At 43.1% G+C, this 20,927-nt stretch carries 13 protein-coding genes; 3 read left to right on the top strand and 10 right to left on the bottom strand.

The features are described from left to right. Entirely contained in the window at nucleotides 1-3,147 is a 3,147-nt protein-coding gene (locus L4D20_RS07880; protein ID WP_428801030.1) for a beta-galactosidase, read from the bottom strand. Between the two features lie 223 nt (nucleotides 3,148-3,370). Continuing rightward, complete coding sequence (locus L4D20_RS07885; protein WP_428801031.1) at nucleotides 3,371-5,014, bottom strand: glycoside hydrolase; 1,644 nt, start codon at nucleotides 5,012-5,014, stop codon at nucleotides 3,371-3,373. Nucleotides 5,015-5,352: 338 nt separating this feature from the next. Here L4D20_RS07885 and L4D20_RS07890 point away from each other — a divergent pair, with 338 nt between their 5' ends. Next, nucleotides 5,353-6,405, top strand: a complete 1,053-nt coding sequence (locus tag L4D20_RS07890) for a porin (RefSeq protein WP_428801032.1) — start codon at nucleotides 5,353-5,355, stop codon at nucleotides 6,403-6,405. A 98-nt stretch (nucleotides 6,406-6,503) separates the two neighbouring features. Then, the gene (locus L4D20_RS07895) at nucleotides 6,504-7,832 is read left to right on the top strand and encodes an MATE family efflux transporter (RefSeq protein WP_428801033.1); all 1,329 of its coding nucleotides are present in this window, start codon (nucleotides 6,504-6,506) and stop codon (nucleotides 7,830-7,832) included. Nucleotides 7,833-8,335: 503 nt separating this feature from the next. On the opposite strand, the gene L4D20_RS07900 is transcribed toward L4D20_RS07895, so the two are convergent. The 8 genes from L4D20_RS07900 to mglB all read right to left on the bottom strand — a co-directional run bounded on the left by L4D20_RS07900 (nucleotide 8,336) and on the right by mglB (nucleotide 18,983). Continuing rightward, complete coding sequence (locus L4D20_RS07900) at nucleotides 8,336-10,456, bottom strand: alpha-galactosidase (protein ID WP_428801034.1); 2,121 nt, start codon at nucleotides 10,454-10,456, stop codon at nucleotides 8,336-8,338. A gap of 132 nt (nucleotides 10,457-10,588) precedes the next feature. Then, on the bottom strand, nucleotides 10,589-11,674 hold the full coding sequence (locus tag L4D20_RS07905) for an ABC transporter ATP-binding protein (protein WP_428801035.1): 1,086 nt from the start codon (nucleotides 11,672-11,674) through the stop codon (nucleotides 10,589-10,591). A 122-nt stretch (nucleotides 11,675-11,796) separates the two neighbouring features. Continuing rightward, nucleotides 11,797-12,609, bottom strand: coding sequence for a carbohydrate ABC transporter permease (locus tag L4D20_RS07910; protein WP_428801036.1), 813 nt, complete (start codon nucleotides 12,607-12,609; stop codon nucleotides 11,797-11,799). After that, nucleotides 12,609-13,526 (bottom strand): carbohydrate ABC transporter permease, encoded by a 918-nt coding sequence (locus tag L4D20_RS07915; protein WP_428801037.1) that lies wholly within the window; start codon nucleotides 13,524-13,526, stop codon nucleotides 12,609-12,611. Before L4D20_RS07915 ends, L4D20_RS07910 begins: the two co-directional genes overlap by 1 nt. Nucleotides 13,527-13,614: 88 nt before the next feature. Beyond that, on the bottom strand, nucleotides 13,615-14,874 hold the full coding sequence (locus tag L4D20_RS07920) for an extracellular solute-binding protein (protein WP_428801038.1): 1,260 nt from the start codon (nucleotides 14,872-14,874) through the stop codon (nucleotides 13,615-13,617). 533 nt (nucleotides 14,875-15,407) lie between these two features. Further along, nucleotides 15,408-16,418, bottom strand: a complete 1,011-nt coding sequence (gene mglC, locus L4D20_RS07925) for a galactose/methyl galactoside ABC transporter permease MglC (RefSeq protein ID WP_428801039.1) — start codon at nucleotides 16,416-16,418, stop codon at nucleotides 15,408-15,410. 12 nt (nucleotides 16,419-16,430) lie between these two features. Further along, nucleotides 16,431-17,936: a galactose/methyl galactoside ABC transporter ATP-binding protein MglA gene (mglA, locus tag L4D20_RS07930; protein ID WP_428801040.1), complete on the bottom strand. Its 1,506-nt coding sequence runs from the start codon at nucleotides 17,934-17,936 to the stop codon at nucleotides 16,431-16,433. A 72-nt stretch (nucleotides 17,937-18,008) separates the two neighbouring features. Further along, entirely contained in the window at nucleotides 18,009-18,983 is a 975-nt protein-coding gene (gene mglB, locus L4D20_RS07935; RefSeq protein ID WP_428801041.1) for a galactose/glucose ABC transporter substrate-binding protein MglB, read from the bottom strand. 541 nt (nucleotides 18,984-19,524) lie between these two features. On the opposite strand from mglB, the gene L4D20_RS07940 reads away from it, so the two are divergent. Further along, nucleotides 19,525-20,865, top strand: coding sequence for an MATE family efflux transporter (locus L4D20_RS07940; RefSeq protein ID WP_428801042.1), 1,341 nt, complete (start codon nucleotides 19,525-19,527; stop codon nucleotides 20,863-20,865). The last annotated feature ends 62 nt before the right edge of the window (nucleotides 20,866-20,927 follow it).

The raw sequence follows: 20,927 nt of genomic DNA on the forward strand, positions 1-20,927 counted from the left end.
TTACGAAAAAAGCGAGAATGTATATTGGTATTGCTCAGCTTCAAGTAAGTACTCACTATGAACACTAGGGCTCCAAGAGTCATCACCACCAATTCCCATGTGGAAACCATCAACGCGTACATAAATACAATCGTCTTTCACAAGCTCATTGGTGTGCTTCGCTTGAGCCAGTGAATCAATTGAATAACGACTTACCGAGAAGTGGAAATCACCTTCAATATTAACGTCACCCACTTGCGCCTGCTTCACATCGCAACGTAGACCATTTTCACTTGGGAAGATGTAATCGACATGCATCTCATCAACGCTTGATTGATAGTGACCAACACGCGCTGCCATGATTCGATCTGGGTAGTTCTCGTAAGGGCCACGGCCAAACCAATCTACTTGAACATCTTCACTTTGAGTATGAGTACTTCCCTTAATCAACGGAATGGCAAACTCAGCACCAACACGTGGTAGCGATGGCAAGCCTTGCGCCGCTTGAACGTTCACTAGACACTCAACCTTGCCAGAAGATTGCACCTTGTATTGCCAATCTGAAATAAACACAGTGCGTCCGTCGACTTCGTGCTTATGACGAGAAGAGACGATTACGAATTGCCCAACCGTATTCACTGCAAAATTAACACAGCTTGACTCGATTCGGTTAAGACCTGCTTTCGCCCAACGTGCAGCCCAGGTATTTGGGTCAACTCGGTCAACTTCACTAGTGCCAATGTCGTTATCGATAGGCGCACGGTAGAAGTTATCTTTGATTGCACGAGCTAACAGTGCTTTACCGTCTTGCAAAGCGTTCTCTAAGTGACCGGTTTGCTTGTTAAACGTCAGAGTTAACGCTGATGTTACCACTTCAACACTAAGATCAGACTCATTGATGGTAATGTTCGACGCAACAGAAGTCTCTTCCGTCAATAACAGCTCATTACTGCCCGGCAGAGTAAACTGTGCAATAGCCGTTAAATGACCAGCATCTGCCCACGCAGTATCAGACTGAAGTGATACATCAATATTCAAGTGATACGTTTTACCCGCTTTTGGCGTTGGAAGCTCAGCGACTAATTCAAATTCTTGCTTTGATTCAGGCAGCATCGCAAGTTCAAATTCACCTTGCTTGATAGTGATGCCATCTTCAACCAGTTGCCATGTTAGCGTTTCATTCAAGCCTTTCGTAAATAAGTACTCACTAACTACAGTTAATTTCAACGCATTACTTAAACCGAGGTTTAGCTCTTTTTCATTGATCTTGAATTGGTAGAACTGCTGCGCTTTTTTCACTTCCCAAAGGTGTGGATGTGGCGTGCGATCAGGAAATACTAAACCGTTGATACAGAACTGGCGATCATTGATCGTGTCACCAAAATCACCACCATATGCCCAGTACTCTGTTCCTTGGTCATCGGTTTTAGTGATACCTTGGTCAACCCAATCCCAGATAAAGCCACCTTGTAGACGTGGGAACTTACGGAAAGCATCCCAGTACTGATCAAAGCTGCCTAAACTGTTACCCATTGCATGAGCATATTCACACAAGATAAATGGGCGATCTTCACCCGGTTGGCTAATTTCGTTTTTAATTGACCAACGCTTAATGCCTTCACCGTCGTTCTCTTCATCAACACGTGCGTACATTGGGCACAGAATATCTGTTGCGGCTGTGCGTGAGCCGCCACCTTCGTATTGAACCACACGCGTGGTATCGCGCTGCTTTGTCCACTGGTACATAGCATGGTGGTTCAAGCCGATGCCCGACTCATTACCCAAAGACCAGATGATCACAGACGGGTGGTTCTTATCACGCTCAACCATACCGATCATGCGGCGCATATAAGCAGATAACCAACTTGGATCTTCAGAAAGATTACGCATTGGGAATTGACCATGCGTCTCGATGTTCGCTTCATCGACCACATACAAACCATACTCATCACACAGTTGATACCAACGCGGATCGTTCGGGTAGTGCGCGGTACGTACTGCGTTGAAGTTGAATTTCTTCATCATTCTGACGTCTTCAACCATGCTCTCGTAGCTAACGGCATGACCAAGCTCAGGGTGATGTTCGTGACGGTTAGCACCACGGATCAATACCGCTTTGCCGTTCACTTTTAGCAAGCCATCGGTGATTTCTACGCTGCGGAAACCAATCGAATACGCTTCGCACTCAATAAGCTGCTGCTCTTCATTTTCGAGGCTACTATCAACAAGGCTCACCACAACACGGTATAGATAAGGAGACTCTGCACTCCATTTGTTCGGGTTCGCGACATCAATGGCGTGAATGACTTTGTTATTCCAACCGCCTTTTTCATCGATATCGACATTATTCGTTGATTCAGCTTTATGGCTCGCGACTAACTCACCTTCTGCATCAAATAGTTTTATGCTAACCGCGTGTTTGTCGCTGTTTTGGTTTAGCGTCGTTGTGACGTTCAATACTGCGTCTTGATAGACATCATCGAGAGTTGTAACCACATCAACATCGGCAATGTGTACTTCAGGTTTGCTGATCAGAGAAACCTCACGGAATATTCCGCTTAACCACCACATATCTTGATCTTCAAGGTATGAGCCGTCAGACCAACGGATAACCATCACCGCCAGTTGGTTTTCACCTTCTTTAACGAAATCACTCAAATCAAATTCGGCAGGCAAGCGGCTGTCTTGTGAGTAACCAACCCATTTACCATTACACCAGATATGGAATGCTGAATTTACACCTGCAAATTGAATGCGTAGCTGACGCTGGCACCAATCACTGTCTAGATTGAACGACGTGCGGTAACAACCCGTTGGATTATCATTTGGTACGTATGGAGGGGTGTCGTCAAACGGATACTTAACGTTCGTGTAAATAGGCTTATCATGGCCTTCCATCTGCCAGTTACTTGGAACGGTAATTTCGCTCCACTGAGCAACATCAAACTCTTCATCCATGAAGTTATTAGGCACTGATTCTGGCCGTTCAAACAGCTCAAACTTCCATTGGCCGTTCAGTGATACATTATTCTCTGAAGGCTCAGCATTACGAGCGCTTAGCTCACTCGTGTATGCATTCAATGCAGTGTGCGGATTAAGAGTATTAGCATGAGTCACATGTTGGTTTTCCCAATCACGCGCTCGTAGGATTTCTTCAAAACTTTTCATTATTATTCATGCCTAGTGATGTTAAACAGCGAAGACCTATGTAAACGTTTCCACTCTATCTAAGGAAAACTAACCTTGTCAAAAAAAGTGCGACTGGCTGTGATTTAGATCGCTTCATTTTTTAAAATTAGCACTTACATAATCTTGGTGAATTGATCGTACTGGGTTGAAAAAAGGCAGTAGATCGTTAGATTCACTGCCTTTCTAAGGTTTACTCTTTAAGCTATTTAACGGCAGATACGATAGTAACCGTCGTCATAGGTTCAATAACGTAGCCCTGTTCAAACTGACCTACATTTTCAAGATTGTGATTTTTATTGGTGACATAGACCTCTGAATCAGCAAGCTCAATCTTCGCCGTATTTAGCTCTAAAGGCATTGCTTGTGTGGATGATGCATTAACCACAACAGTCACTAGCTGACCTTCTTCTTCACTGTAATAAGAAGAAGCCATTAGGCCATTAAGATCATCATGACCATCTAAAGAGACACGCTCGAAGCCCGGTCGGATAAAGCGGCTGTAGTTACCAACTGTCCAAAACAGTTTTGTCTCTTCCAGCGTATCAGCGTCTAATGATGAATCTATTTTCAGTAGGCCATCTTTGTAGTTATATGGCGTTACCGCTAACCACCAGTGCCATGCAGAGGCATTAAGACGCGTTAAATCACGGTGCATTACTTTGGCTACATGAATCGCTAAATCCATATCATCCGCTTCATAACCATGACCACCAAAGCTGCGAACATCACCTTCACCGCCTAAAATACAGATCTCACTCATCCAGATTTCAGCACCCGGAGAGACTGAATCTACGTTCTGGCGCAGTAAATCACGCAAATCACCCATACGCTCTGGAACGTGATCTGACCAATAACCGTGTACCGAGATCTTATTGTGTAGAACGTCTCTCATCTGTTCGTCACCAAGAAGCTCATCAATGTAGTTCTTATATAAGCCTTGATTACGACTATTCATCGCGCCGGTATAAGCGCCGTGATCAAATTGAATTTTGTATTCATCACTCAGTGCAGCTGTGTATTCCACGACTTCTGCGCCATCAACTGCGACGGGTGTAGATAGGTTTGCTTGTTTTAGTGCGTCGTCTAATTTGAAGTAAAGAGACTTTAGTTCATCCATGTTGTAGCGGTTCGCTTCCTGTGGCGTACCGCCTTCCCAGTCCCATGTAGGCTCATTAATTGGGCTGATGTGATTAACCGGAACACCCGCTTCTTTTTGCAGGTAATCCAAAACTGAAACCATGAAGTTTACAAAGTTCTCTTCTTGTTCAGGGTCTAAGTTGGTTGAACCTACGCCACCAAAGTCGGTGAAGTTTGCAGGATAAGTTAGACCATTTTTGGTTGCCCAATGTGGAGGGCTATTAATAAATGCAACGAACTCATCGACACCTAGCGCTTGTGCTTCTTGCATCATGCGGATCTGTCCAAGCTGTTTACTCGTGTCGATCTCACCATTAGGTTCAGCCATTAACAGCTCAGCACGACGAAAGGTATCCGAGATTTGGCTAGAACGACCTTGCTCAGCACTGCCTGCACCAATATTCACTCTCCATGCAGATAACCCAATACCATTTTCAGTGGAGAACAGAAGCTCAGCTAGCTGCTCAACGTGCTCTTCTTGGCCATTCTCAATCCAGTGATTGATCAGCGGGTTGATTGTCCAAGCATCAGAAGCACCAAAGCTATGCATCGTTTGATAAGTCGTTGAGGTATCAACAGCAAGTTGCGATGCATTATCACTGACTACGCGATTTGCAGCCGAGTCATTTGATGCACCGCTACAGCCAGCTAGCAGCAAAGATCCAACAAGGGCAGCAGTAATAGGTTTCAATTTAAAGTTCGTTAACATAGTTGTACTTCTTATCGTTATCTGTAGGGAAATGGATATAACACCCAATCAATGTAAACGATTCCATTTTAATTTATTAAAGTGAATATATACGTGATCCAAAACTCATTTTTAGGGAACCTGAAGAAGTTCAGTTTCATAATGATAATTTAAACGACAATAAAGCCCATTACAATCAAGATGTTATGTGACACGTGAAATACTTACTTACATATCTCCTATTTTGGATGTGTGAGCAGTATCATTTTTCATCAAAATCACGATTGCAAACGTTTACACACTTTCCTAATCTCTGCTTCGAACATCTATCCCTCTTACAAAAATAGTCGGAAATAATAATGAAAAAAACTCTTACCTCTATCGCCGTTGCTTGCTCATTAGCTACTGCAGTGCCAGCTACGGTAAGCGCTCACGAAGTTTATCGTGATGGCGCACGTTCTCTACACTTAGGCGGACGCCTATTCACTCTTTACCAAAGCTATGATGAAAAACACTTTGATTCTGAAGGTGTGCAAGAAAGCGATCCACAAGGAAACTGGAGCAACATGAATGCACGTATCAATGTGTATGGCGAGCGTCAATTAAGTGCAGACCTTAAATTTGCCGGTTTCTTTGAGCGTGAATTCGCTGCCAATGAAAATGATGAGCAACGTGCCCTTTGGATTGGTGTAGAGAGCCAAGAGTACGGCCGTCTAACCTTTGGTCGTGAAGAGAACGTGTTATGGAATGTTCGCCCAATGGCAGATATTGTTTCTGAGTCTATCTTTGACGGTCGCCGAATCGTGGGTGCGCAAGATGGTGAAAACTGGTGGAATGACAACACCATCGCCTACAAAGTATGGAAAGAAAAATTCGATTTCTCAGCAGCTTATGTTCTAAACAGTGGAGATACCCATGACGGTGCCACTAGCTTTAACATGTCAGGTAAGTACAAAACAGACTTTGGTTTAGATATTGGTCTTGGATATGTTTACGGCAAAGAAAAAGAAATGGATTGGGATAACGGCGTATACAACGAAAATGAGACCCAACACCAATATTGGGCAGGTTTACAGTACCGTATTGCTAGTTGGACCTTTGGTGGCGTAGCCTCTTTTGCTGACATCCAAGACACGGCTACAAATAAGAAAGATGAATGGTTCGATTTCGAAGTTGCCGCTACTTATGACATCAATCAGTGGACGCTTGGTGCAGTCTATGCACAACGTAATACTGAAGAAAAAGGGACTGTTCAATATAAGCAAGGAAAATACTCTGAAACGGACGCTATCAACTACGGCGCAACCTACCATGTAACTGATCACTTTAAAGTATTTGGTGTATTAGCATTTAATGATTCAGATAAGAGTGAAGAAACTAAATGGCACTTAGGTATTGAGTACTACTTGTAATCAGCAATATTAATAAAATTTTACTGTCCTTAATTAAAGCGATGCATTAGCATCGCTTTCTTTTTTGAACCGTGTCACACTTTCTGAGGGCTTATTACATGCCAAACACAGCCAAACGCATGAGTATTGTTGCGCTAACATGGCCTATATTTATAGAGGTTTTGTTACGAACAGCGCTAAATACCAGCGATGTGTTTATGCTAAGTAGCTATTCAGATAAAGCCGTCTCTGCTATTGGCGTTGTCACGCAAATCTCTTTCTTTCTTCTTATCGTTTCTAGCATGGTCAGTAGTGGTAGCAGTATTTTAATTGCTCAGTACCTTGGCGCAGGAAATAAAGAAAAAACACACCAAGTAAACGTCGCTAGTTTTGTATTGGCACTTGGCGTCGGTGTAATACTAAGTTTGTTTGCTTGTTTTTCAGCTTTCTATCTACTGCCCTTTCTCAGCCTAGAAGCTGAAGTTCTTAGCTACGCAAAAGAGTATCTTGTGATTAGTGGCAGTTTTACTTTTGTCGTCACGTTTGGCGTGGTGATCTCAACGATCATGCGATGCCATGGCTACTCAAAGTCACCGATGATCATCAATTTGATCGCAGGGGTGATCAACCTAATTGGTAACTACATTGCACTTTATCAACCGTTCGGACTCCCTGTTTACGGAGTATCAGGCGTCGCCATGGCAACCGTCGTTAGCCAAATTGTCAGCACACTATTGCTCTTTGCAATGCTTAGATACTGCTCAATACCACTAAAGCTGGCTCAATATCGTTTGATTCCAAAAGCGGTATACAAAAAAATAGTGAAGATCGGTGCGCTTAATGCGGGTGAAGTACTCTCTTATAATATGGCTCAGATAACCATTATGTATTTCGTCATATCAATGGGAACCGCTTCAGTAGCCGCTTACACCTATGCACAAAACATTGCTCGAATCGCTTTTGCTTTCTCTTTAGCCCTTGGTCAAGCCACACAAATCCAAACAGGCTATTACATTGGAAAACAATACATCGACGAAATTTGGCAACGAGTGCAGTGGTACTTTGTTGCAGGGTTTATTGTCTCAGTATTGATGATGGGCTTGTTCTACCTATGTCGCTTCTCAATACTCAGCATTTTCACCCAAGATCCAGAAATCATACAGCTCACTGCGGCTCTGATTGGCGCTTCTATTTTTCTAGAAGCAGGCCGTGCGTTTAATTTGGTGTTTATCTCGGCTCTCAAAGCCAGTGGTGATATCAAATTCCCCGTAAAAATGGGGATAATTAGCATGTGGGGGATTGGGGTCGTAATGAGCTATATACTCGGCATTCACTGGAGTATGGGCGTTCTTGGTGCATGGATAGCCATCGCCATGGATGAATGGTTTAGAGGCCTTATTATGGTCAGACGCTGGCGCAGTAAAATATGGTTGCAGTTTAAGCTGTAGAACAATTCAATATAATAAAACCTGTCTATATTTTCATCTCACAATTATGCGAATGAGATGGGTTTTACATACGAATAAAAAACGATTTTCAATTGAAAATGTTTCCAATTTTAAACGTAATTTAAAAATTGTAACAAGAGAATAACCCCTACCCGAAAATCATTTTTCCAACCCTGTTAATCGATATAATTCAGTCTTTAAAATCTTAAAAAATAGAGGATTAACATGGACCTTAATGTAGCTTCAGTTCTAATCATGGGATCAGCTAGCGTAGTCGCAATTGTCGTAGGTTTATACTTAGGACTCTCACGAGCAGCCAGCTAATCACTCAAAAGAGTCGCTCTACTATTTACGCTATAAACCCAAATAGGAGCGACTTTCTTCTTGTCGACACTCTAACCGTTTTTCCCAATCTGTCTGGCAACCCTACAAGCCTCTGCGACAACAATTCGAACTCTAATACCCTCTGATATCGCAATCATTACTTCACTCTAAAAAGCTAATTAGTCACACCTTTGAATGTGGATCAATATTGCCGATTCAGGATCTAAGATCGGTAAACTCAAACCTACCTTTTGCAGCAAACTACCCTTCACCATGAGTGGACTTTCTTCGGTCCAAGCAGGCTGATGCTTCATTAGGCCCGCACTTGATTGTGGGAAGCTAACCAGTGTGACTAGATAGTGACTCTCCCCCTCGAGCATCGCAAGCTTTAGTGGTTCCATGAGCATGTATTCAGGCATTGCCAGTTGCGCGACTGTGACGAGCATTTGCTTCTCATCAAACATTCCGTACGCCTGTCGGCCTTTGTCTTGGCTATCTAGATAGAAGTTTTGTCCTGAATGAAGCAATGGTCTAAAACGTTTGTGTAGATCGATATAGTGCTTAAACGCCAGCTTCTCTTGTTCAGTTTCGGCAACAGGATCCAGCTCTACTCCCATATGGCCAAACAACGCGGTTAAACCTCGAAAGTGAATGTCATGGATTCGACGCGTGGTGTGGCTTTTTTTAGGGCCTATGTGTGCGCCCATTAACTCTGGTGGGAAAAATATACTCATGTTGCGCTGAATTGTTTGTCTCTCTAACGCATCGTTGCAGTCTGACGTCCAAAAACGGCAGGTATAGCGCAAAATCTCATAATCCATCCGCCCGCCCCCAGAGGAGCATGATTCAATCTCTACATCAGGATGAGCTTGATTTAACTTCTCCAGTAGGCGATACAAGGCACGAGTTTGCCCATGGACTGCCGCTCGTCCAAGGTGGCTAGCCTGTACGATTTCTCGGTTCATATCCCACTTCAAATAGCCGATGTTGTGCTCAGTTAGCAGAGTATCTAACGCGCCGTATAGGTATTCAAAACAGTTAGGGTTTTGTAGGTTAAGCAGGTATTGATTGCGCCCGGTGACAGATCGGTATCCGTCAGTAGCTAATAACCAATCAGGGTGAGAACGAAACAGATCAGAATCAGGATTAAACATCTCGGGCTCAACCCATAGACCAAACTCCATTCCCAGATCATTAACTTGTTTGATCTGCGGAGATAACCCTTGAGGATACTTAGTTTCATCCACCAACCAGTCACCTAACGCCGCTCTATCATTGTTACGTCCTTTGAACCAACCATCGTCGATAATGAATCTTTCAACACCAATTTTAGCGGCTTCAGAAATCATCTCACTCAGGTAACTAGGTTTGTGATCAAAATAGATTCCTTCCCAAGTGTTGAGATGGACAGGTCGAACTTTCGCGTCATCAAATCGAATCAAGTTCTCGCGAATAAAACGGTGGAAATGTTTTCTCAACCCATTGATACCACGAGAACTGTAGCTCGCATAAAGCGTAGGGGTTTGGTAGCACTCATCTTGATTTAGTTGTACCTCACCCGGCAGCAATAACTCTCCGGCTTGCATCAAACGACGCCCGTCACTTTTTACCTCTGCTTTCCAGCGATGATTACCACTCCATGCTAAGTGAAAGCCCCAAACCTGCCCCTGTTGTTCTGAGAAACTCTCTTCGCCAATCAAACATCCTGGAAAGTATTCGTGTGAAGTTCTTCCTCGGCGGTTCTCTTGGGTAAATTGACCATGATGCAATGCCGTTCGTTGCAACTGCAACTCCCTACTCCATCGCCCATGAAATGAGAGCACTTCATTCGCTTGATAGGGAAGAGGAAGCGTTAGAGCAAACTGATTAAGAGATAGAAGATCTTGATGGATATTAGTGACGCTCATTCGCTTTGAAAGCACGTTTGATACTTCATCTAAAGTCATCTCAATAGATACGTTTAACGATGCCAGTTCATCTCGGCACTCTATCACTAGAGTCTGCCCTGTCTGTTGATGAGAGTGGTAATTTAGCTGCGGAGCCCAAGCTTGCCCATCTCGATGCGCTTCAATGCCCGGAGAGCCAAAGTTCGCTCGGCCAAGTTCAGGACACAGAGTAAGCGGAATATCTTCATCGATTCGAGCTTGCATCAATCCTCTATCAGTCAACGATAAAAAGCTCTCAATCTGCTGATGACTTAATAACTCTAACTTCTCTCCCCAATAGATGATCGCAGGGCTAGGCAACAAATTAATAAGAATGGTTGAATCTTGGCTATTGAGTTGGATTGTTTTATTCATCAGCGTCGCTCTGGCATAGTCTTAAACGAACATACTCTAAAGGCATGTTATGAAAAAAAAGCAGTGCTCATGCACTGCTTTTTGTTTATCTAATACGTTATCAGGTTCAAATACGGTAGCTAGGGGGAAAAGCTACAGACTTGGGATACGCAAACCATCTTTAAATAAGTGCGTATTTTCGAGTGCGAAGCTAAACGTCATTACATCACCACGCTGAGCTTCCATATCACCAGAAACATGAATCTTATAGTTATGATGTCCGCCCACTTCACCAAACAAATAAGTACTGTTACCAAGTCGCTCAATATCGCTCATAGTGAATTTTAATTGGTTTGGTAGCTCAACACCTGCGGCATGATGCTCTGGACGAAGTCCAAACGTGACCTTATCGCCAATCGACAAACGGGCAGCTTCACACGTCAATGTAAACGACTGTTGATCAGGCAAGATGATAGTGACTGAGTTACCTTGAATCGCGGTAATCGTGGCTGGCAACATATTCATTTTCGGAGAGCCGATAAACCCTGCTACGAACTCATTTTGTGGATAGTTATACAGCTCTAAAGGTGACCCTACCTGTTCAACTTGACCATCACGCAGTACAACAATCTTGTCAGCTAAAGTCATCGCTTCAACCTGATCGTGCGTTACGTAAATCATTGTTGTATCTAGCTCACGGTGCAGGTTTGAAATCTGCAGACGCATATCAACCCGCAGCTCTGCATCAAGGTTTGATAGTGGCTCATCAAATAGGAACACTTTTGGATCGCGAACAATAGCACGGCCTATTGCCACACGCTGACGTTGACCACCAGAGAGATCTTTTGGCTTACGCTCCATTAGTTGATCAAGCTGAAGTGCTTTTGCTGCTCTGTCTACACGACTTGCGACCTCCTCTTTAGGAAAACCGTTCATCTTCATGCCAAAGCCCATGTTCTCTTGTACCGTCATGTGCGGGTACAGTGCGTAAGATTGAAATACCATCGCAATGCCACGCTCAGATGGATCAAGGTGGTTAACTACTCGGTTTTCAATTTCTAGATCGCCTGAAGTAATCTCTTCAAGGCCAGCAACCAAACGCAGCAACGTTGATTTACCACAGCCCGATGGCCCTACAAAAACAACAAATTCACCCTGTTTGATATCGAGATCAACACCCTTGATCACTTTTGTATCGCCGTAGTTTTTTACAATTTTAGATAGCTTGATGTCAGCCATAATTCTTCCTCAGGATGTGTACAACGCTTTCGTTAAACACGTCTTTATCGAGTTAATTTGTTCATAGCCAAGCGCAGCATTGTCGCTTGGCCCATTATTCTTTTTATTCGTATCGGTTGTGTCTATTTAACTGAACCTGTCATGCCTGCTACAAACTGCTTCTGCATTAAGAAGAACACAGCGAGCGTTGGCAATGTGGCCAAGACCGTCCCAACCATAATGACGCTGAAGTCAGGGAAGTAAGCCGATGACATGGATGACAACACTAAGTTGATCGTTTTAAGCTCTGCCGATTGCAATACAATCAACGGCCATAAGAACGCATTCCACGAGCCCATAAAGACGATAATGAATGCCGCTGCGTAGGTTGTTTTCATCACTGGAAGATAAACGTATAAGTAGATCTTCCACTCAGAAACACCGTCCACTCGGGCCGCGTCAATCAGCTCATTAGGAAACGCCTTAGTGCACTGCCTAAAGTAGAAAACGATGAAGACAGATGCAACCGTTGGTAAGATAACCGCAAAGTGAGTGTCCAATAAGTTCAGCTTCGCCATCATGGTGAACAGCGGGATCATCATGGCTGCAAATGGGATCATCATGGTTAATAGCATCGCGGTATAAACGCGATCACGATTACGGTTCTTGTAAATTTCAAACCCGTAGCCCGCCATCGATGAGATAAGCAGTGTTAGCAGAGTACTTAAAATCGCGATTTTTGCCGTGTTACCAAAGATCAAAGTGATATCAACTTGCTCTGCAAATCGAGCTAAGTTAACAAACAGCTGGTCGCCAAACGTGAACTTACCTGTGTTGATTTCTGTTGTGGTATTCGTTGTCGAGACCAGCATCCAGTAAAAAGGGAACAAGGAAACAACCGACGCAATAGTTAACATTGCGTACATAAAAACAGTAGATATTTTTGTTTTAGACATTATTTATCCTTAGCGATTCTGAATTGAAGCATAGCTAAGATAGCTGCGAAGAAAACGATGACGTAAGAGACTGTCGCGGCATAGCCAAAGTTAGGGACAAACTTAAATGACAGGTCATAGATGTACATCGACAACGTCATGGTTTCGTTTGCAGGTCCACCTTCCGTAATGTTCATCACTTCATCAAACAGCTGCAACGTACCGATCGTCGACATCACGGTGGTAAATAATATAACGGGCTTAAGCAGTGGAACCGTAATGAAGAAGAACTGCTTCACTTTACTCACGCCTTCAATCGTAGCGGCTTCATAAATCGACTTATCAATGTTCTGCATTGCTGATAAGAAAAAGATCATGTTGTAGCCAGTCCAGCGCCAAGTGATCGCTAGAATGATGGTGACTTTTGCCCAAAATGGGTCAGACAACCATGGAATTGGGTCTGCAACTATCCCAGCCCAAAGTAAGAACTGGTTCATTATCCCTTCATACGCGAACATACTTTTGAATAGAATTGAGTAGGCAACCAGTGATGTCACACACGGTAAGAAAATCGCAAGTCTAAACAACCCACGGAACTTCAAGTTAGGTGAGTTTAGACATGAAGAGAGCACCAAAGAGAGGAAGATCATTACCGGCACTTGGCACAGTAAGAAAATAAAGGTATTGGTCAGTGCTTTTATAAAAAATGGGTCGTTAAATAAACGCTCAATATTGCCAAATCCTACAAACTCCACCATGACACCACGACCTGAGTGCAGCGACATCCATAAAGAGTTTAGGATTGGGTAGATCATAAACAGAGCCACAAGCGTGACCGCAGGCAAAACGAACGCCCAACCATTTATGTCATAAAACCGGTGAAAACTTTTGTTTTTCATTTTCTTATCTGTCGAGTTTGCTAGCGTTGCACTACTCATTAAACATACCTATTAAATTAAGGCACTTTCAGCGTAGTCATTCGATAATACGAAATCTTAGCGCTAAATAAGTGCCTTGTAAGCCGTATTAACGTAATTGATATTCTAGTTGCTGTTGAACGCGCTCAAGCATTGTATCAACAGGCATACCCTGCATCAGCGCTGGCATTTGTGAACTGATTGCGTTATCTACTTCATACGTATAGATACCGTAGTTCACTTGTGGGATATCAACTAACCAGCCAGCGAAATCAGAGTAAATTTGTTGGCCAGCAAAGAAATCAGATGTGTATTTGTACGCGTCCGATTTTGCAGAAGGTAAATAAGAACCAACCGCACCGCGTTCTTTCAAAATCGTTTCGTAGAAATTAACGTCTTTCGCGTAAACGTCATTTAAGAAATCAATCGCCGTATCGGTTACTTTCGACGTACCTAATACGTACCAACTTGAACCGCCAAGGTTAGAGGCATTAACCGCCCCTTCTTTTGATAGTTTTGGTGTCGGTGCAATTGACCATTTACCCGTTTGATCATCGGATGCTTTCACTGAAGGTGTAATCCAAACACCAGTTGTGATCGTTGCTACTTGGCCGCGGTTAACGGTGCCAACCCATTCAGACCAACCAACAGCAGGGCGAGAAAGATCATCAGACATCAACTGCCTAAACACTTCTAGTGCTTCTTTAAGTGATTCGTTGTTTACAAGGTTTAGAGAACCGTCTTCATTGAAGTACCACTCACCGCCAGACTGCATCATGATACGAATCATAGCTAAGTCATCTGGGTTGGTTCCAAGCATCGCAACGCCTGTTTTCTCTTTTACTTGCTTACCAATTTCAATATAACGTTCCCAAGTAATGTTGTGCATATCTTCAGCGCTGAAACCTGCTTTTTCCAGAATATCAGTACGGTAGTACATGCCCGTCACACCCGTATCAAAAGGCATTCCGTATACTTCGCCGTTATAGCTCATTACGCTCACTTTGTAGGGAGCGAAAGCACTGTAATCCACTTTCTCAGTCATTGGTGCAAATGAACCTGGGTAAGATTGTAGATACTTTTGTGCGTTGTAATCTTCAATAAGGACAACATCTGGCAAAGCAGACGTTACGCCAGACGCCAACATGGTATGAAGCTTCTGTTCAACTTCACCTTTAGAAAAATCAATGATGTTAAATGTCACATCAGGATTCTCTTTGGTGTAACGTGCTGCCGCTTCTTCCATAATGGCTACGTTAAAGTTTGGATCCCATGCCCACACAGTAACCTCTTCAGCCAATAAAGCTTGGCTAAACAGCGACATACCGATAGCAGAAGCAATCAATCCTTTGGTCATCGTCTTTTTCATTGTGTTATCTCTCTTATTGTAGGGAACGCTTTGGTAACGTTTACACAAAATCTATCATTTAAGAAAATGAACAGTTAGTCATGAACGTGAAAACTGTGATCTGAGAAATAACAGACACCAACACCGTGAGAAAGATCACGCCTACACAAGGCTGTATATAATGAATAGGCTTTAATGTATTTAGCCGACAACTAAGTTACAAACAACATTATCAATAGTAAATTTAGGGAGAATGCTTATCAAAAAGAACTCGAAACAACATGGTAAATATATTTACCATGTTGTTTTCGAACCGATTTGGAAACGATTACATAAAGAGAGGGCGTGTAGTTGGGTGTTATACAATAAGTTTGAAGTATAGTCAGAGGTGACGACCGACGTAGCAAATAAGGTATGGGGTTCAGGGGAGTATGGGGTTGCTCTGAATGATCCAAGTTTCTATTGATTAATAGAGTGCAAAAAAGCGCCAAGGGGAACCTTAGCGCTCAATAGTTACGTGACCTAATATTTAGTCGTATCTTAAAGCTGCTACACTATTTCTTGTTCGCGTACTTCATTGAATCGAGCGCGACCGCAAAGATAATGATGCCGCCTTTAATAATGTACTGCCAGTAAGGGCTTACGCCAATGTAGGTCATACCGTAGTTAATGATGGTAAAGATAAGAACGCCGGTTACGACCCCCATCACACTACCAACACCACCAGCAAATGACACTCCGCCCACCACACAGGCAGCGATAGCATCTAGCTCGTACATAAAGCCTAAGTTATTGGTTGCACTACCTATGCGCCCCGCTTCCAACATGCCGCCAAATGCGTAGAACACACCGGATAATGCATAGATTTTAAGCAAAGTTATAGGAACATTAACACCGGATACTTTCGCCGCTTCTGGGTTACCACCAATCGCGTAAATGTTCTTACCAAAGACCGTTTTATTCCATAGTACCCAGACAAAACCAATCGCAAAAATGGCGTAGAAGGTTAAGTATGAAAGCCTAAAGTCACCGAGGCGAATAAACCCTTGAGCAAATTCAGAAAAACGATCATCAAAGCCAGCTATTGGGGATGCCCCTACTGAATCAAAGTAGAGCGAGTTAACGCCGTACACCATGATCATTGAGCCCAAGGTGGCAATAAATGGCGTCACTTTTAAATACGCGACGATAATACCGTTGATCAGGCCAATCAAAGCGCCAACGGCGCAGACTGCAATAATCACCACGACAATTGGGATTTCACCAAGAGCCGGAAAAACCTTGTTCACGTTATCAGTAGCTTGAAGTAAGGTGGCCGACAATACTGCCGCTAAACCAACCTGACGACCCGCAGAAAGGTCAGTACCTTGAGTAATAATAAGACCCGCAACACCAAGCGCAATAATGATACGCACTGATGATTGAGTCAGAATATTACTTAAGTTACGTAAGCTTAAAAATGACGGTTCTTGAATAACAATGACCGCAAGTAAGATGAACAGTACCGCGTAAATACCGCCTTCTTTGAGGTATTTCAACATGCTCAGTCTTTTTAAAGTATCCATCTAAGATATTCCTTAAAGATAGCGAGAAGCTAGTTCTATAATTTCAGTTTGAGTCGTTGTTTTTGTCTCAACGATCCCAGCATTGCGGCCATTACTCATCACCATAATTCGGTCGGTCACTCCGAGAAGCTCCGGCATTTCTGATGAGATAATAATGATCCCTTTTCCTTTTTTCGCGAGGTCCAAAATCAATTGATAAATCTCGTATTTAGCCCCCACATCAATACCGCGAGTCGGCTCATCAAGCATCAATATTTCAGGGCTAGTTAGCAGCCATCGACCAATAATCACTTTTTGCTGATTACCGCCCGATAACGAACCGATATTGGTGGCATGAGACGGTGTTTTCACTCGCATTGAATCAATCACCCACTGGGTATCACTGCTCATTTTTTTATTACTTAGCAGGCCCAAAGTAGATTTATATTCATCAACATTCGCGACCAGTGAATTGAACGTAATATCGAGGTTTGAATAGATCCCAGTAGAGCGACGTTCTTCGGTAACCAACGCGAAACCATTACCAATAGCTTCATGAGCATCGCGGTTTTTCATTGGCCGACCGTGGAGGTGTATTTCTCCATCACTGCGTTCACGTACACCAAACAGTGTTTCAACAATGTCTGTTCGTTTAGAACCCACAAGCCCTGCAATACCTAACACCTCTCCTTGGCGAAGCTCAAAGCTGATATCTTTTATAGAAGGTTGATTTAAAGCGGTGAGATTACTGACTTTGAGAATGGTATCTTTCGGTTCATTATCCTTTTCAGGAAAACGCTGTGTGAGATCTCGGCCGACCATCATGGCAATTATCTTATCCATATCGAGATCTTTCAATGGCTTAGTATCTACCCACTGACCGTCTCGCAGCACGGTAACTTCATCACAAATGGCAAAAATCTCTTCCATTTTGTGGGAGATATAAACGATGCCACAGCCTTTTTCTTTAAGCTTTTTAATGATGGTAAATAGGTGATTTACTTCTTTTTCAGTCAGTGATGATGTTGGCTCATCCATGATCACGATACGTGCGTTATAGGAAAATGCTTTGGCGATCTCCACCATCTGCATTTGCGATACTGATAACGTCGACACTTTTACTTTTGGGTCGATATCAATATCAAGCTCTTCAAATACCGCTTTAGTGTCACGATACATTTTGTCGTGATCGACAAAAAAACCTTTTTTTGGATAACGACCAAGCCAGATATTGTCCATCACGGTACGCTGTAAAACTTGGTTTAGCTCTTGGTGTACCATCGACACGCCTGATTCCAGCGCTTGCTTTGACGATTGAAAATTAATCTTGTCGCCAAGGAAGACTATATCGCCTTCATTTTTTTCATAGATGCCAAACAGACACTTAAGGAGGGTAGACTTCCCTGCTCCATTCTCGCCCATCAAAGCATGAATGGAATGTGGACGAACCTTAAGGTTCACCTTATCCAATGCCTTAACACCCGGGAACTCTTTACTTATACCTGTCATCTCTAACAGGAATTCTTCTTGATTAGCCATGGCTTCACTTACTACAGAGTGAGAAATGAGTAAGGAGCAAAACGCCCCTTACTTACTTTAATCGTTAGAAAATTACTCTAAAGTGCTCTTATCAACGCCCACGTAGGCAACACGCACTACTTTGTTGACAACTTCCCACTGAGTACCTTCTGCCGCAGGCTTACCGTTAGCCAAGTTGCGTGCTAATTCAAAGGTCGCTTTCGCTTGAGATCCTGCGTCGTTTAGAACAGTACCCGCCATTTTTCCTGATTTAACCAATGCGAGAGCTTCACTTAGTGCATCGACACCAAATACAGGTAAATCAGAATCTGCCGCTTTCAGCGACTCTATCGCGCCCATTGCCATGCCATCATTGTTGGCAATAACAACTTCAATTTTGCTTCCGTTCGGGCCTGAAATCCATGCATCCATCTTATCTTTCGCCATAGCGGTATCCCACATGCCAGTATCAAGATGAAGTTTTTCAGTTTTAAGCCCACTGTCATTCAGAGTGCTAATAACGTAAGAAGTACGCGCCTCTGCATCTGGGTGGCCCGGTTCACCTTTTAGAAGTACATATTGAATTACGCCATCACCATTAAGGTCCCAAGCTGGGTTCGCTTGCCAATGCTGCGCTATCAAGTCGCCTTGAATAATGCCCGACTCTTTAGAGTCTGTACCCACGTAGTAAGCTTTGTCGTAGCTGGCGAGTGCTTTTGCTGACGGTTCTTTGTTGTAAAACACAATTGGCACATCATCCATTTTTGCCTTTTTGATAATCACTGGTGCAGCAGCTGGATCCACCAAGTTGATTGCTAACGCTTTTACGCCACGCGCCAACATCACATCAATCTGGTCGTTTTGCATCGACTGGTTGTTTTGTGAATCATTCATCAAGATACGAGTATCACCATCTTGATCTGCTTCTTTTACAATTGCTTGGCGCACAACAGACATGAAGTTATCGTCATACTTATAGACAGTGAAACCAATCGTCGTATCTGCGATAGCTTGAGTTCCAAAAGTCATTCCGGCGCACAGCGTTGCCAATAGTGTTAGCTTTCTCATTGAACAAGTCCTATTTGTAATTGTGTCTTTCTAAAGGGTGTAGGAGGTAAAAACGTCTTTTTGTTATATTCAAACAATGAATGGAAACGTTTACCCAATCGAGTATAGTGATATTTAGAACAATTAATGTGAATTGGTTAAAAGTTTGTTCACTCTCGAAGGAAATGTAACGATTTATGTTATTTCTATGATGACGGTAACACTTTGTACGATTTTAGAGCGGAAAATTCGATACAGCGATACAAAAAGAGTGCTGTGTCACGATTTTAACTGATTGCTAATAAGGTTGAATTGAAACCAGATCCACAAAGAAAACGACAAATAAATGCAGCCGGGTGGAAACGTTGCCATAAGGGCTGGGAATTATTGCTGTTTGAACAACTTCATTATGAAATATTTTCACGCACATTACGCATTAAGTGCTCTGTGTGCACTTTATAAGGTTTACCCTATTCCATAGCTATTTTTTGCCATATTCAGATACCGTTTACTCATAGCGCACTCTAAAATGGCGCGTTATCTTTTCCTTTGAGCCACTTTGATGCCAGACACCGACTCCACGATGAACAAACGAATGAGTATTGTTGCCTTAACTTGGCCAATATTTGTTGAGATATTGCTAAGAACAGCGCTCAATACCAGCGATGTATTTATGTTGAGTGGGTATTCAGACAAAGCCGTATCCGCCGTTGGTGTCATTGGGCAAATATCATTCTTCTTAATTATCGTTTCATCTATGGTCAGCAGCGGTACTGGCATTTTAATCGCTCAATACAATGGCTCATCACGCGCGCAAGACGCTAGTTATGTGGGTATCGCCAGCGTTATCCTATCGGTCATTCTCGGTATTGCGCTCAGCGTCATCGCTATTTTAGGGGCACACTACTTTTTACCTCTCTATGGGCTAGAAGCTCAAGTTGAACAGTACGGCTATGAATATCTTGTAATCAGTGGTGCTATGACGTTTAACCTAACGATTGGTATTGTCTTAGCGACGATATTACGCAGCCACGGTTATTCCCGATCGCCTATGGTGATTAACCTCATCGCAGGGGCTATCAACGTCATTGGTAACTACATCGCTCTCTATCAACCTTTTGGAATCCCTGTTTATGGTGTTGAAGGGGTCGCGATTGCAACGGTGATTAGCCAAGTTATCGCCACCGGAATGCTTTGGGTTGTCTTGAAAAAGAAAGATATTGAATTACCCTTCCATCAATACAAGCAGATACCAAATGAGATTTACCGCAAGATCATCAAGATCGGCGGCATGAATGCAGGGGAAGTGCTGTCGTATAACATGGCGCAAATGGCAATCGTCTATTTCGTGGTTCAGATGGGTACTTCATCGCTTGCAGCCTTCACCTATGCACAAAATATTGCCCGCATCGCATTTGCCTTCTCACTCGCTCTTGGGCAAGCGACGCAGATTCAAACGGGTTACTATGTTGGTAAAGGTTGGACAGATGAGATATTAACTAGGGTCCAGAAATATTTTGTGGTTGGCTTTTTAGCGTCAACCTCATTAATGGTTGCAATCTATTTCGTTCGTTTCGAGTTAATTCATTTATTCACTCATGAACCAGAGATCGTTGTCATCACCGCTAGCTTATTAACAGGATCAATCCTTCTTGAAGCCGGCCGAGTATTTAATCTTATCTTTATTTCGGCACTCAAGGCGACGGGAGATATTAAGTTTCCCGTCCAAATGGGCATATTGAGTATGTGGGGGATTGGCGTAGCAATGAGCTACTTGTTTGGTGTTCATTGGGGGTATGGCGTATTGGGTGCATGGATGGCGATTGCACTTGATGAATGGTTTAGAGGCTTAATAATGGCAAGGCGCTGGCGGAAAAAAGAGTGGGTTAAATTCTCTTTATAAATAGTAAGTGCTTGTTTATTGGTATCACGTACTAAAAACCGAGCGATTGTCGCCAGAACCAC

The sequence above is a fragment of the Vibrio kyushuensis genome (assembly GCF_050337325.1).
Lineage (GTDB): Bacteria > Pseudomonadota > Gammaproteobacteria > Enterobacterales > Vibrionaceae > Vibrio > Vibrio kyushuensis.

Bases quoted from the DNA above. Each gene is read 5' to 3' on its own strand.
- L4D20_RS07880 (WP_428801030.1), bottom strand. From the start codon at position 3,147: ATGAAAAGTTTTGAAGAAATCCTACGAGCGCGTGATTGGGAAAACCAA.
- L4D20_RS07905 (WP_428801035.1), bottom strand. From the start codon at position 11,674: ATGGCTGACATCAAGCTATCTAAAATTGTAAAAAACTACGGCGATACA.
- L4D20_RS07915 (WP_428801037.1), bottom strand. From the start codon at position 13,526: ATGAGTAGTGCAACGCTAGCAAACTCGACAGATAAGAAAATGAAAAAC.
- L4D20_RS07920 (WP_428801038.1), bottom strand. From the start codon at position 14,874: ATGAAAAAGACGATGACCAAAGGATTGATTGCTTCTGCTATCGGTATG.
- mglC (WP_428801039.1), bottom strand. From the start codon at position 16,418: ATGGATACTTTAAAAAGACTGAGCATGTTGAAATACCTCAAAGAAGGC.
- mglA (WP_428801040.1), bottom strand. From the start codon at position 17,936: ATGGCTAATCAAGAAGAATTCCTGTTAGAGATGACAGGTATAAGTAAA.
- L4D20_RS07890 (WP_428801032.1), top strand. From the start codon at position 5,353: ATGAAAAAAACTCTTACCTCTATCGCCGTTGCTTGCTCATTAGCTACT.
- L4D20_RS07885 (WP_428801031.1), bottom strand. From the start codon at position 5,014: ATGTTAACGAACTTTAAATTGAAACCTATTACTGCTGCCCTTGTTGGA.
- mglB (WP_428801041.1), bottom strand. From the start codon at position 18,983: ATGAGAAAGCTAACACTATTGGCAACGCTGTGCGCCGGAATGACTTTT.
- L4D20_RS07895 (WP_428801033.1), top strand. From the start codon at position 6,504: ATGCCAAACACAGCCAAACGCATGAGTATTGTTGCGCTAACATGGCCT.
- L4D20_RS07900 (WP_428801034.1), bottom strand. From the start codon at position 10,456: ATGAATAAAACAATCCAACTCAATAGCCAAGATTCAACCATTCTTATT.
- L4D20_RS07940 (WP_428801042.1), top strand. From the start codon at position 19,525: ATGCCAGACACCGACTCCACGATGAACAAACGAATGAGTATTGTTGCC.
- L4D20_RS07910 (WP_428801036.1), bottom strand. From the start codon at position 12,609: ATGTCTAAAACAAAAATATCTACTGTTTTTATGTACGCAATGTTAACT.